The following is a 12517-nucleotide window of genomic DNA, read 5'->3' as shown; positions in this document are numbered from 1 at the left end:
TCTCCCTGTTCCTGCGGTGGCGGGATCAGAAGTGGAACTGGTCGATGTTGTCGGCGTTGAAGCGGAACGGGTCGCCGAGCAGCACGGTGGCGTCCTCACCGATCGTGAACTCGCCGAGGTCGCCGGCCTTGAAGGTGTCGCCCTCCTTGCCGGTGATGTCGCCGTCGGCGAGCGCCTTGCCGGCGTACGCCGAGAGGTAGCCGAGCTCCTCCGGGTTCCACAGCGCGAACTCCTTGACGGTGCCGTCCTTGACGTAGTCACGCATCTGGTCGGGGGTGCCGAGGCCCGTGAGCGCGACCTTGCCCTTGGCGTCGGAGGTCGACAGGTAGCGGGCCGCGGCCGAGATGCCGACGGTGGTCGGCGAGATGATGCCCTTGAGGTTCGGGTGGTCGGCCAGCAGCGCCGCGGTCTTGTCGAACGAGGTCTGGTCGTCGTCGTCGCCGTAGACGGTGTCGACGAGCTTGATGTTCGGGTGGTCGGCCTCGAGGTCGGACTTGATGAGGTCGATCCAGGCGTTCTGGTTGGTGGCGTTCGCCGCCGCCGACAGGATGGCGATCTCTCCGCTGTCACCGATCTGCTCGGCGATCATGTCGACCTGGACCTTCGCGATGCCCTCGGCGGTGGCCTGGTTGATGAACAGGTCGCGGCACTCGGGGTCGGTGTCGGAGTCGAAGGTGACGACCTTCGTCCCGGCGTCGCGGGCGGCGTTGAGGGAGTCGCACAGCGCGGTCGGGTCGTTGGCCGAGATGATCAGGGCGTTCACGCCCTGGGCGGCGGCGGTGTCGATGTAGGAGACCTGCGCGTCGGGGCCGGCGGTGTCGGGACCCACCTCGGCGTACTTGCCGCCGAACTCCTTCACAGCCTTCTCGCCGCCGGCGTCGCTGGTCTCGAAGTACGGGTTTCCGAGGTTCTTCGGCAAGAAGGTGACCGTGGTGGCGTCACCGCCGCCGTTCGAGCCGCCCTCGTCGTCGCTGCCGCATGCGGCCAGGCCCAGGGTGGCGACCAGCGCCAGCGCTGCACCGGCAGCGAACCGCTTGGAGTGGATCCTCATTGAGCTACCTTTCGGGTGTGGTCGCCGGTGTCCGGCGTCTTCGTGGTGACCTCGGGAGTCACCGCCCGCCGCGGGAGCAGAGCCCGGATCCGCGGCAGGAAGTTGGAGGCGATCACCGAGCCCACGAGCAGCAGGCCGATGATGATCTGGATGACCTCGGAGCCCTGGCCGTCGAGCTGGAGCGCCGAGTTGAGGACGGCGATGAGGAGCACGCCGGCGATCACGCCGTGCAGGGCCCCGCGGCCGCCGAAGATGGAGACGCCGCCGAGCAGTACGCCCGCGATCACCTTGAGCTCGAAGCCGGAGCCGGTGTCGGTCGCGACCGAGTTGGACTTCAGGGCGACGTAGACCCCGGCGAGCGCGGCGACCGCGCCGCTGAGCGTGAACAGGATCAGCTTGGTGCGCGCGACGTCGACCCCGGAGAAGCGGGCTGCCTCGTCGCTCAGGCCGACCTCGAAGACGCTGCGTCCGAAGCTGGTGAAGTGGAGCAGGAGCCCGAACAGCACGGCCAGCACGACGATGACGAGGACGATGTTGGGGTACTGGGTGTCGCCGATGCGGTCGGTGGGCCAGCTGCGCAGCTCGCCGGGGAAGCCGGAGACGCGCTTGTCCTGGATCAGCCCCTCGGCCAGGCCACGGTAGAGCGCCAGGCTGCCGATGGTGACCGCGAGCGACGGCAGGCCGACGTACGCGACGAAGAAGCCGTTGAGCGCGCCGAGGAGGGCACCGACGCCGATCGCGACCAGCGCGGCGACGGGCACCGAGAGATCGTGCTCGACGACCAGGACGCCGGTGACCGCGGCGCTCGCGCCGAGGGTGCTCGCCACGGAGAGGTCGATCTCGCCGGTGATGATGATCAGCGTCATCGGCAGCGCCATCAGCAAGATGGGCGCGTACTCCTTGAGCAGGTTGTAGACGGTGAGCGGACCGTCGAAGTACTGCACGTTGCCGAGCGCGTAGAGGAACACCACGACCAGGGCCACGATGACCGCGGCCTCGCGGTTGAGCAGCAGCCGGGCGAGCAGGCCGCGCGAGTACGCCGGATAGGTGCGGGTCGCCCGCTCCGCCTGCGGCGCGTCGGGAGTCAGGGTGGTCATGCGTGGTCCCTCGCTTCCACGAGCTGCTGGGTCCGGCGGATGCTGAGCACGCGGTCGAGGACGATCGAGCCGATGATCAGCGCGCCGACGACGGCGCCCTGCCAGAACTCGCTGATGCCCAGGATCGGGAGTGCGCGGTTGATGGTGACGAGGAGGAAGGCGCCGATGGCGGCGCCCCAGACCGTGCCGCTGCCGCCGAAGATCGCGACGCCGCCGATCACGACCGCCGCAACGGCCTGCAGCTCGATGCCGGAGCCGGTGCCGGAGAAGGCGGTGGCGTAGCGGGCGGCGGAGAAGACGCCGGCCAGGCCGGCGAGGGCACCGCACAGGACGAAGGCGCCGAACACCCGTCGCGCGGTGGGCAGGCCGTAGAGGTCGGCGGCGTCGGGGTCGGAGCCGATCGCGTAGAGCTCGCGGCCACCGCGGGCGGTGTGCAGGTAGTAGCCGACGGCCGCGACGACGACGACCGCGATGATCGTCAGCACCGGGATGGTCAGCACCTGCTGGGTGCCCAGCTTCTCGAAGTGGGCCGGATAGTCCTGGGCGTTCATCCGGTCGCTGCCGACCTCGTGGGTCAGCGCGCCGCGCAGGACGTACATGGTGCCGAGCGTGATGACCAGGGCCGGCACCTTGAACAGCGTGACCAGCAGGCCGTTGAGGGCGCCGATCACGGCGCCGACGGCGAGCCCGGCCAGGAAGACCACGACCACCGAGGTGTCCGGGTTGGCCACGAAGATCTTGCCGGTGACGTAGGCCGTGATGCCGAGCGTCGAGCCCACGGACAGGTCGACGTTGCGCGTGACCACGACGACCATCTGGCCGACCGCGAGCAGCAGCAGGATCGACGGCGCCAGGAGCGTGTCGCGCCAGCCGTCGGCGCTCAGCACGAACGAGCTGCGCCGGGTCGTGGCCACCACGAGCAGTAGCGCCAGCACGATGACGATGGCGAGCTCCCGCGAACGGAGCACGGTGCGGGTCGCCCGGGTGACGGCGCTCTCGCGCGAGGGGGCGAGGGTCGAGGTGCTCATGCGGCCGGCTCCTTCGTCGCGGTCGTGGAGCGGGTGGCGGCGGCCATCACGTTCTCCGGAGTGGCCTCGTCGCGCGGGATGTCGGCGGTGATCCGGCCCTCGCAGACGACCAGCACACGGTCGGCCATGCCCAGCACCTCGGGGAGCTCGGAGGAGATCATCAGGATCGCGAGACCCTGGCCGGCCAGGTCGGACAGGAGCCGGTGCACCTCGGCCTTGGTGCCGACATCGATGCCACGGGTGGGCTCGTCGATGATCAGCAGCCGCGGATCGGTCGCCAGCCACTTGGCGATGACGACCTTCTGCTGGTTGCCGCCGCTCATGGTGGCGGCGCGCATGTCGAGCGCGCTCGTCTTCACCTCGAGGCGCGCGGCCCACGGGGCGGTCGCACGGTTCTCGGCGCGGGCGGTCAGCAGGCCGGCCCGGGCGAGGCCGCCGCGGATCACCGAGGCGATGTTCCTGGCGACCGATCCGTCGATGACCAGTCCCTGCTGCCGGCGGTCCTCGGGGACGAACGCCATGCCGGCGCGGATGGCGCGACGGGGGTTGCGCTGGGGAACCGGGCGGCCGGCGAGGGTCACCCGGCCGGCGTCGTACCCGTCGACACCGAAGACGGCGCGGGCGATCTCGCTACGGCCGGCGCCGACCAGGCCGGCCAGACCCACGATCTCTCCGGCGCGGACCTGGAAGGAGACGTCGTGGAACTCTCCGGCGGAGCTGAGGCGCTCGACCTCGAGCACGACGTCGCCGATCGTGGCCGGGGTCTTCGGGAACAGCTCGGCGACCTCGCGTCCCACCATCTTGGCGACGATCTCGGCCTCGGTGGTCTCGGCGGTCCGGGACGTGGCGACGTAGGCGCCGTCGCGCATCACGGTCACCGTGTCGCACAGGTCGAAGACCTCGTCGAAGCGGTGCGAGATGAAGACCAGGGCGCGGCCCTCGTCGCGCAGGCTGCGCGCCACCGCGAAGAGCCGGGCGACCTCGTTGCCGCTGAGCGCCGCGGTGGGCTCGTCCATCACGAGCAGCTTCGCGTCGAGCGAGATCGCCTTGGCGATCTCGATCAGCTGCTGGTCGGCGATGGAGAGGCCGTTGGCGACGCGGCGCGGGTCGATGCTCACCCCGAGGCGGGCGAAGAGCGCCTCCGACTCGGCGTACATCCGGGGACGGTCGATGCGCCGGCCGCCGCGCAGGGGGTGGCGGCCCATGAAGATGTTCTCGGCGACCGAGAGGTCGGGGAACAGGGTCGGCTCCTGGTAGATCACGGCGACGCCCGCGGCCTTGGACTCGGCGGTCGACGCGAAGTCGACCGGCTCCCCCTGCAGCTCGAACTCGCCGGCGTCGCGGCGGTGCACGCCCGCGACGATCTTGACCAGGGTCGACTTCCCGGCGCCGTTCTCGCCGACGAGGGCGTGGATGGAGCCCGGGTCCACCTCGAGCGTCCCGGAGCGCAGGGCGACCACCGCGCCGAACGACTTGGCGACACCCCGCAGCGCGAGCGTCGGGCCCGTGCGCTCCTCGTGGTCGGACATCTCACTCCTCGCTCTCGACATTCACCTGATTGAAAGGTTTCAATGGCGAATGAGACGACGCTAGGTGACGGCCCTCACAAGCGTCAAGACGTGCCCCGAAACTTTCTTGAAACGAATCAACAATGAGACCGGTCACCCTGAGGAGGCCCTAGGGTGAGCCCAACCCTGAAGGAGAGCCGTGAGCATCAGCGACGCGCAACGCAGCGTGTCCGTCAAGGACGTGGCGTCGGCCGCCGGCGTGTCGGTGGGGACCGTGTCCAACGTGCTCAACCGGCCCGAGAAGGTCTCCCCCGCCACCCTCGAGCACGTCCAGCAGGTCATCGCCGAGCTCGGCTTCGTGCGCAACGACGCCGCCCGCCAGCTCCGTGCCGGCACCAACCGTGCCGTCGGCATGGTCGTGCTCGACGTCCGCAACCCGTTCTTCACCGACGTCGCCCGCGGCGTCGAGCTGCGCCTCGGCGCCCACGGCCGACCGCTCATCCTCGGCAGCTCCGGGCAGGACGCCCAGCGTGAGTCGACCTACCTCGACCTCTTCGAGGAGCAGCGCGTCAGTGGGCTGTTGATCACCCCCGTCGGCAAGGTGCTCCCCCGGCTGCGCCGGCTGCGCGAGCGCGGTACTGCCGTGGTCGTGGTCGACCGTCGTACTGGCAGCCGCGAGTTCTCCTCGGTCGCCGTCGACGACCTCCGCGGCGGCCGCCTCGCCGCCGGCCACCTGCTCGACTCCGGCCGCCGGCACCTCGCCCTCATCGGCGGCCCGCGCGGGCTGAGCCAGGTCAAGCACCGCCTCCGCGGCGCCCAGGAGGCCGTCGACGCGGTCGACGGCGCCCGGCTCGACTTCGTCGAGACCGCAGCCATGGACGCCGCGGCCGGGCGCGAGGGCGCCGAGCGGCTCATGTCCGGCGCCCACCGCCCCGACGCGATCTTCGCCGCCAACGACCTGATCGCCCTCGGCGTCCTGCAGGCCCTGACCCTCGCGGGGTTCCGGGTCCCCGACGATGTCGCCATCCTCGGCTACGACGACATCGACTTCGCCGCCTCCGCCGCCATCCCGCTCAGCTCGATCCGCCAGCCGCGCGCCGAGATGGGCGCCGTGGCCACCGACCTGCTGCTCGCTGCGATCGAGGACCCAGGCGTGCAGGTGCGCGACATCGTGCTCGAGCCGGAGCTCGTCGTACGACGCTCGACCGGGGGCTGACCGGCGCGGATCGGACGAGCCAGGCTCGTCCGATCGGCGCCGATGACCCGGAACGCGGCGACCGCAGACGGTCAGGGATGGACGGGCGGGTGGTAGTCGAGCGTGCCGGCGAAGAACCAGAGCAGCCCCGGGCCTGGCGGTGTCGACAGCCTCGACGACCGCCGTCGCGGTCGGCAGCGCACGGCTCTACCGCGACTATCACTGGACGACCGACGTGGTCGCCGGTCCCTCATCACACTCGCCCGGGTCGCCCTCGTCCTGACGACACGACGACAGGTCCGCGTGAGAGCTGCTACCGCGCCCGTGACCGCGCCGCCAGACACCGCAACCCTGCCGACGGCGACGACGCCTTGACCTTGACGAAGACCTTGCCCGCGGTCCGCTTGCGCAGCCGCACCGCGAACTTGCCCCGGGCGTTGGCCTTGCCCGCACCGATCCGACGCGGCTTGCCCTTGCGGGCCTTCGCATAGGCGACCACCTTGCCGGCCCGGCATCCTGCCTCGGCGACGACCCGCCCCTTCGCCCAGCCGCCCGCGGCCTTGCGGAGCTTCACGGTCCGCGGCACCTGCCGCGGCGGGAACAGGTGCTCGTCGATGGTGATCGCGCCGACGCGGTTGGCGCCGGTGTCGATGAACCACAGCCGCCCATCGGGGCCGAACGCGATCTCCCGCGGGGCCCAGGGCGCGATCCGGGCGCGCGACATGGTCCCGTCGGGCGCGATCCGGCCGACGCCCTCGCGTTCGGCCCACCACAGCGCGCCGTCGGGCCCGAGGACCAGCGAAAGCGGCACGGGCTCGGTGCCGGCGGCGAGCGGGGGCAGCATCCAGGAGACGAGCCGGGTGCCGTCGAAGCGGCCGATCGCACCACCCTCCGCCGTCGTGAAGACCTGGCCCGGCGAGTATCCGGTGGCCCAGAGCGCCCCATCGGCTCCGAACGCCAGCGAGGTCGTGTCGTAGTTCGGGTTCACCCACTGCGCCGGATAGCTCCGCTCCGTGCCGCCGAGGTCGGGATGGATGTCGTCGACTCGTCGCAGGTGGTCGCGAGCATCGCCGTACCACAGGGCTCCATCGGCCGCGACCGCCATGGGCGTCGGCGTGCCGTACGACGTCGGCAGCTGCCACCCGGTCGTCGCATTGGTGCTCGGGTCGACCCAGACCCTCAGCACGGCGTCGCTCGGACCGAGCTTGCTCGACCACACCCCTCGTCCACGACCGGCGGTGAGGTACCCGCCCTGGGCGTTGTTGTAGCCCGCCATCGGCTCGACGACGCCGCCAGTCGTCGCCCGCCGCAGCCGCGTCGAGGTGTCGGTGAGGAAGTAGAGATAGCCGTCGTCGCCGGAGACCAGCTCGGTCGGGCCGGTCGAGCCCCCGTCGGGCACGACTCCGAACTCGGTGATCGAGCCGGAGGCGGTGATCCGTCCCAGCTTCCACCCCTTGCTCTCCGCGAACCACAGGTTGCCGTCCGGTCCCCGGACGAGCGAGTCGAGACGCGCGTCGGCGGTCGGCACCGGGTAGGTGGCGATCGTCGGGCCACTCGCCGGCACGGCAGCCGCCCCGTCGTTCGCGCGCGCCCCGGCGGGGGCGAGGCCCGCCGACGACAGGACCACCGTCGTGACGGCCAGGGTGGCCCACCAGCGTATGGCGACCGTGCGCGCGGGGGTACGGATGCCCATGGGCGGTTCCTTCCGAGAGGGGGTCACGAATGGCGCCGCATCGCGACGCGGGCGCGCCCACGCTACGGAGGGGAGCTCCACGGGCTAGTCGTCTTGAAGCGTGGATCTCGTCTGAGACCAGCGGATCGTCATCGCGCCCGGCCCGAACCGCCGTGCCGCCAGGTGGACGGACCGGCTGCCGCGCGTGTCGACGTACCTGGTGTCGACGTCGCCGACGAGCGGCTCCAGACGCAGCTCGCAGACGGGAGGCACGACGGCCGCGAACCGAACCCACATCTCGACCTCGCGTGTGGGACGAGGCGCCCACAGCGTGAACTCCAGGTCGTCGTCGTCCGGGGCGACCGGTCGTCGATCGACCTGCACCTCGACGACGGCGGTGTCGCCGATGCGCAACGGCACGTCGAGGATCAGCTCATGCAGCGTCATCCCGAGATCGGGCACGTGACGTCGCCGCCCCACGGCGGCGCCGGCGACCGTGGACACGGTGGTCGGGTGCTGCTGGTCGGGAACGACGACCCAGAATGGGTAGGCGCCCACGTCGTCACGGGTCGCCCGCAGCCGGAACCGGAACGTCCAGAAGAGCTGACGGCCCACCTCGTCGAGATCGACCGTGACGGCCATCGTCTCCTCGGTGACGCCCTCGAACGCCTCGCTCAGCCCGAGCGCCGCGAGGGCCTCGCCGACCCCCGCGGCGACGTCGGAATCGAGGAGGTGGTGCAGATCGACGACGCCGTGGACCCGCCCCGGCCGGCGGGACGGGCCGAGAGCTCCGCGCAGGACCCCAGGCCCGAGGCCCAGCAGATCCTCGATCTCGGGCAAGGCGTCGAGGGAAGCCTGGCGCTCCGGCCGGCGGGTCCCGGCACGCCACGAGCTCAGGGTCGAGACCCCGACCCGGACCCCCCTCTCCCGAAGGCGGTCCGACAGCCAGGTGAGGGTCCGACGACGCTCACTCAGTCCACGGGCGAAGAGGTCGGCGAACTCTTCAGGCGCAGACCCCATGCGGACATCCTCCCCGAACCCGCTCGCCGGATGTCGACCTGTCGCCCACGTGCGCGCCTGCCAGCGGGGTAGGAGGAGGGAATGAAGCAGGGTTCCGGTGCCTCGAGTGAGGCTCCGGAACCCTGTCTGCCTGGTGGAGGTGAGGGGATTCGAACCCCTGACCTTCTCGTCGCGCCTGAGCCTCGCCGGAAGGCTCCGAGTTCCTGTCAGAATCTCGGGTTCTTTCGACGAACACCCCCATAGAAGCAGGGGAAACGGCCACCGTCGCCTGTTCTTGTCGTCTCGACCGTACGTCGCCGTCTCGGAGAATGTCGAGGTCGATCGTCGAATATTTGGAGAATAAATGGAGAGTCCAGAGCTTCAGCCGCACTCGCGGGGGCAGCGGTAGGTAGTCGACCCTTCGCGAACTGCAATCGTCCTGGCCGACGCCAACGATCCGACCGGGCCGCCTTGGGCAAGGTCGTGCCGGGGGCTGAACCCGTGTGAGTCCGGTGTCCCACACCATCAACGGCGACTCGGCCGGGTTGAGGATGATCACCGCCTTCCCTCGCCTGGCCCCGCCGACCTCGGTGATCGCCGCCGAGGTGGTCTCGGTGAACTCGCCGATGTTCGCCCTCGTGCCGGGGGCCGGCGGACTTCGAGGAGATGGACGCGACGATCTCGGCGTACTCCACCGGCGCCACCTGCGCGATGGCGGCGACGACGGGAATCGTCGCCTGTCCGCCGCAGGTCACCGTGTTGACGTTGGGGGCGTCGAGGTGGTCCTCGACGTTGACCGCCCGAATCATGTACGGACCGATCGCGGCCGGCGTCAGGTCGATCAACCGCTTAACCAACCGTCCCAGCAGGCCCGCGTTGTGGACTGCGCCTTGGCCGAGGTCGCGTCGAACACGATGTCGATCTCCTCGAACCCGGGCAGCGCGATGAGTCCCTCCACGCCGTCGTGGGTGGTCGCGATGCCGAGGTCGCGCGCGCGGGCCAGGCCGTCGGAGGCGGGGGTCGATGCGGACCATGGCTCCCATTTCGACGTGCTGCGCCGTCGTCATGACCTTGATCATCAGGTCGGTCCCGATGTTGCCCGAGCCGATGATCGCGACCTTCGACCTTCCAGTCGCGGCGCTCACGGGGTCAACTCCTTGTCGCCGAAGGTGACCGCGACCATCGGGCCGAGGGCACCAGAAAGGACCACCTGTCCTTCACGAAGCGGTTCACCAGAGTCGCGGGCGGTGCGCGCGAGCCAAGCCAGGGCGACGAGAGGGTCACCCAGCAAAGCGGATCCCCGACCGACGGAGACCTCGACGCCATTGAGTGTCATCGCCATCTCCACGGCGACCGGGTCGATGGTGGCAAGGTCGACCTGCGGTGCACCGATCACGTAGAGCCCGCTGGATGCGTTGTCGGCCACGGCGTCAGCGAACGAGATGTCCCGGCCGGCGACCCCGCTGTCCACGATCTCCAACGCCGGAGCGGCCCAGGCCACAGCTGCGCGGACCGGACCCTGCTCGAGGTGGCGATGCCCTTCCTCCAGGACCTCTAGGAACGCACCCACGAGACGGTCCACCTCGGCGTGCGCGAGGGGACCGAGGTCGTCTACATCGCGAAGATCGGCGGGCACCGCCAGGCGCGCAGCCCTTCCCGCACCGGCGGCCGCATGCCGATGCACTGCACCGCCATCGGCAAGGTCCTGCTGGCACACTCCGAACCGGACGTGCGAGCAGCGGTGCTAGGTGCGCCGCGCCCCCGGCGCACGCCACACGCCCTGGTCGCACCGGGTCTGCTCGAGCAGCAGCCGGAACGCCCCCTCGAGACCGGCATCGCCTACGAGCGCGAGGAGTCGACCGCCGGACTGCTCTGCGTCGGCATCCCGGTTGCTGGCCCCGGACGGTCGCGCGGCGATCGCGGCCATCAGCGTGGCCGGCCCGGTCGGCCGGTTCCGGCCCGAGCAGCACGAGACGGCGATCCGCGCCGCCGCCACAGCTCTCGCGAGCACCCTCAGCCGCCGCACCCACTGAGCGACCTGCGGGGGTCGATCGTGGTCACACGATCCGGCGCAAACCCGTCATCGCGGCCACCGCCTGACGCGGTGCGTCGTCCACGACCAGGGCCTCACCAACCAGCACCGCGCGGGCGCCCTCGTTCACGAATCGCTGGACGTCCTCGGGGCCGCGCACGCTCGACTCGGCAACGAGCACCCGGTCCGCGGGAACCAGCGGCGCGACCCGTCCGAGGACGCCGGGATCGACCTCGAGTGTCTTCAGGTTCCGAGCGTTGACACCGATCAGCTCGGCACCCAGCCGGACGGCACGCTCGGTCTCGGCCTCGTCGTGCACCTCGAGCAGCACCGTGAGCCCGAGCTCGCGCGCAGCGTCGTGCAAGCGGTCCAGACAGTCGTCCGGGAGGCAGGACGCCATCAGCAGGACCAGGTCGGCACCCGAGGCACGGGCCTCCAACAACTGGTACTCGGTGACGATGAAGTCCTTGCGCAGGATGGGGATGTCGACCGCCGCCCGGACCGCCTGCAGGTCTTCCAGGCTGCCCCCGAAACGTCGGCGCTCGGTCAGCACGCTGATCGCGGCAGCGCCTCCCGCGGCGTACTCGCGGGCCAGGGCAGCGGGGTCGGCGATGCGCGCCAGCTCACCCTTGCTGGGGCTGCTCCGCTTCACCTCTGCGATCACACTCGAGCTCGCACCACGCAGGTGCGGCATCGCGTCACGCCGCGCGGGCGCGTCCGCGAGTGCCGCGCGCAGGTCGGCCTCGGACGCCGTCGCCCTCCGTACCGCGAGGTCCTCGATGACCCCTGCCACGATCTCGTCGAGAACCGTTCGACCCACTGTGCATCCTCCGTACCTTGGCGCCGCTGCGCCAGGCCGACAACGCTAGGGCCACCCCATACCCGCAACCAGCAGCGAGGTCCACTGACTGGACCGACGGGCGCGCGCGGTCTACACCCAGGGGCCGGTCCGGCGTGTCGCCCCGGTCGCATTGCGCAGCTCTGCGGCGAGTAGGCGCGCGGTCTCGGTGAGCGCGTCGACCAGCAGCCGCGCCTCGCGACTCACCGAGCGGTCGGCCGGAAGGGTGATGCCGATCGCCCGCGGCACGGTGTCGAGATGCAGCGGGAGCATGTCCAGTAGGTCGTCACGCACCCCGATCAGCATCGGCAGCGGCGCGATCGCGTCGGTCTGCAGGACGATCTCGCGCGAGGTGAGGAGTGTGGAGCACTCGGTGATGTCACGGGGGGAGGCGAGCCCCGCGGCCGCGAACATCTCGTCGAGCTCGGCGCGCAGCGTGCTCGGCTGCAACGGCAGGATCCACGGGTAGGGCAGCAGGTCCGCCAGGTGGGGGGTCGTCGAGAGGACGGGGTGGCCGCGACGTACGACGGCACGCACCGCTTCGTCGTACAGCCGGATGTGATGGAGGGCCCCGCGGTAGGTTCCGGGGTCGAGCCGGCCCACCAGCAGGTCGAGCTCGCTGCGTTGCAGGCTGGTGGCCAGGACCTCGGCCGTGCCCTCCACGACGGAGATCGAGATCTCCGGATGGGCCTGCTTCAGCGTCACGACGGCCTGCGGCAGGAGGGCATACGCTCCGGCGAGGTTGGTCCCCACCCGCAGCGGCCGCGGTCCTCCGTGCCGCACCTCCTCGATCTGCTCCGACGCACGCCGCAGGCTGCCCAGGGCCGACCTCGCTCGCTCGATCAGGATCTCGCCCGCGGGCGTGGGGACGACGCCACGGGGTCCCCGCACGAACAGGTCGACGCCGATCAGCTCCTCGACCTCCCGCACACTGCGCGTGACTGCCGGCTGCGAAACATAGAGGGCCTCGGCAGCCTTCACGAAGGAGCCCTCGTCGGCGATGGTCACCAGGAGCACGAGGTGACGCAGCTTCAACCGACCCCCGAACAGCTGGTGGTTCTCCATCACCGACCTCTCCCAGGGTTGGTCGTTTGCCG

Annotated in this window: 11 protein-coding genes and 2 pseudogenes; 3 read left to right on the top strand and 10 right to left on the bottom strand. The window is 70.8% G+C overall.

All coding sequences use genetic code 11. The features are described 5' to 3' along the window. Positions 1-25: 25 nt before the first annotated feature. Genes rhaS through QI633_RS04085 form a run of 4 tightly spaced genes read right to left on the bottom strand, consistent with a single transcriptional unit; the run spans position 26 to position 4705 of the window. Positions 26-1051: a rhamnose ABC transporter substrate-binding protein gene (rhaS, locus tag QI633_RS04100; RefSeq protein WP_282428199.1), complete on the bottom strand. Its 1026-nt coding sequence runs from the start codon at positions 1049-1051 to the stop codon at positions 26-28. Next, complete coding sequence (locus QI633_RS04095) at positions 1048-2148, bottom strand: ABC transporter permease (RefSeq protein WP_282428198.1); 1101 nt, start codon at positions 2146-2148, stop codon at positions 1048-1050. Before QI633_RS04095 ends, rhaS begins: the two co-directional genes overlap by 4 nt. After that, complete coding sequence (locus tag QI633_RS04090) at positions 2145-3176, bottom strand: ABC transporter permease (RefSeq protein ID WP_141800319.1); 1032 nt, start codon at positions 3174-3176, stop codon at positions 2145-2147. Before QI633_RS04090 ends, QI633_RS04095 begins: the two co-directional genes overlap by 4 nt. After that, positions 3173-4705, bottom strand: coding sequence for a sugar ABC transporter ATP-binding protein (locus QI633_RS04085; RefSeq protein WP_282428197.1), 1533 nt, complete (start codon positions 4703-4705; stop codon positions 3173-3175). Before QI633_RS04085 ends, QI633_RS04090 begins: the two co-directional genes overlap by 4 nt. A 178-nt stretch (positions 4706-4883) precedes the next feature. Here QI633_RS04085 and QI633_RS04080 point away from each other — a divergent pair, with 178 nt between their 5' ends. Further along, positions 4884-5900 carry a LacI family DNA-binding transcriptional regulator gene (locus tag QI633_RS04080; protein ID WP_282428196.1) on the top strand — a complete coding sequence of 339 codons (1017 nt, stop codon included), beginning with the start codon at positions 4884-4886 and terminating at the stop codon, positions 5898-5900. Positions 5901-6192: 292 nt separating this feature from the next. On the opposite strand, the gene QI633_RS04075 is transcribed toward QI633_RS04080, so the two are convergent. From QI633_RS04075 to QI633_RS04055, 4 genes and pseudogenes are all read right to left on the bottom strand, one after another. Continuing rightward, positions 6193-7572, bottom strand: a complete 1380-nt coding sequence (locus QI633_RS04075; protein WP_282428195.1) for a hypothetical protein — start codon at positions 7570-7572, stop codon at positions 6193-6195. 84 nt (positions 7573-7656) lie between these two features. After that, positions 7657-8391, bottom strand: coding sequence for a hypothetical protein (locus QI633_RS04070; RefSeq protein WP_282428194.1), 735 nt, complete (start codon positions 8389-8391; stop codon positions 7657-7659). Between the two features lie 670 nt (positions 8392-9061). Continuing rightward, positions 9062-9629 (bottom strand): annotated as a pseudogene (locus QI633_RS27590) (acetaldehyde dehydrogenase (acetylating)); the annotation flags it as partial. Between the two features lie 62 nt (positions 9630-9691). Further along, entirely contained in the window at positions 9692-10267 is a 576-nt protein-coding gene (locus QI633_RS04055; RefSeq protein ID WP_282428193.1) for a fumarylacetoacetate hydrolase family protein, read from the bottom strand. On the opposite strand from QI633_RS04055, the pseudogene QI633_RS04050 reads away from it, so the two are divergent. Next, positions 10223-10384 (top strand): annotated as a pseudogene (locus QI633_RS04050) (IclR family transcriptional regulator C-terminal domain-containing protein); the annotation flags it as partial. The gene QI633_RS04055 and the pseudogene QI633_RS04050 overlap by 45 nt on opposite strands. A gap of 55 nt (positions 10385-10439) precedes the next feature. Next, positions 10440-10583, top strand: coding sequence for a hypothetical protein (locus QI633_RS04045; RefSeq protein ID WP_282428192.1), 144 nt, complete (start codon positions 10440-10442; stop codon positions 10581-10583). Between the two features lie 24 nt (positions 10584-10607). On the opposite strand, the gene trpC is transcribed toward QI633_RS04045, so the two are convergent. Both trpC and QI633_RS04035 read right to left on the bottom strand, forming a co-directional pair. Continuing rightward, positions 10608-11402 (bottom strand): indole-3-glycerol phosphate synthase TrpC, encoded by a 795-nt coding sequence (gene trpC, locus QI633_RS04040; RefSeq protein WP_282428191.1) that lies wholly within the window; start codon positions 11400-11402, stop codon positions 10608-10610. Positions 11403-11513: 111 nt separating this feature from the next. Continuing rightward, a complete protein-coding gene (locus QI633_RS04035) occupies positions 11514-12485 on the bottom strand; it encodes a LysR substrate-binding domain-containing protein (protein ID WP_282428190.1) in 972 nt (323 codons plus the stop codon). Between the last annotated feature and the right edge of the window lie 32 nt (positions 12486-12517).

The sequence above is a fragment of the Nocardioides sp. QY071 genome (genome assembly GCF_029961765.1).
GTDB lineage: Bacteria > Actinomycetota > Actinomycetes > Propionibacteriales > Nocardioidaceae > Nocardioides.
Note: the sequence above shows the minus strand (reverse complement) of the source record. Positions and strands in the feature narration are given on the sequence as shown.

Excerpts from the sequence above, each read along its gene's own strand:
- rhaS (WP_282428199.1), bottom strand. The coding sequence starts at position 1,051 with ATGAGGATCCACTCCAAGCGGTTCGCTGCCGGTGCAGCGCTGGCGCTG.
- QI633_RS04095 (WP_282428198.1), bottom strand. The coding sequence starts at position 2,148 with ATGACCACCCTGACTCCCGACGCGCCGCAGGCGGAGCGGGCGACCCGC.
- QI633_RS04090 (WP_141800319.1), bottom strand. The coding sequence starts at position 3,176 with ATGAGCACCTCGACCCTCGCCCCCTCGCGCGAGAGCGCCGTCACCCGG.
- QI633_RS04085 (WP_282428197.1), bottom strand. The coding sequence starts at position 4,705 with ATGTCCGACCACGAGGAGCGCACGGGCCCGACGCTCGCGCTGCGGGGT.
- QI633_RS04075 (WP_282428195.1), bottom strand. The coding sequence starts at position 7,572 with ATGGGCATCCGTACCCCCGCGCGCACGGTCGCCATACGCTGGTGGGCC.
- QI633_RS04035 (WP_282428190.1), bottom strand. The coding sequence starts at position 12,485 with ATGGAGAACCACCAGCTGTTCGGGGGTCGGTTGAAGCTGCGTCACCTC.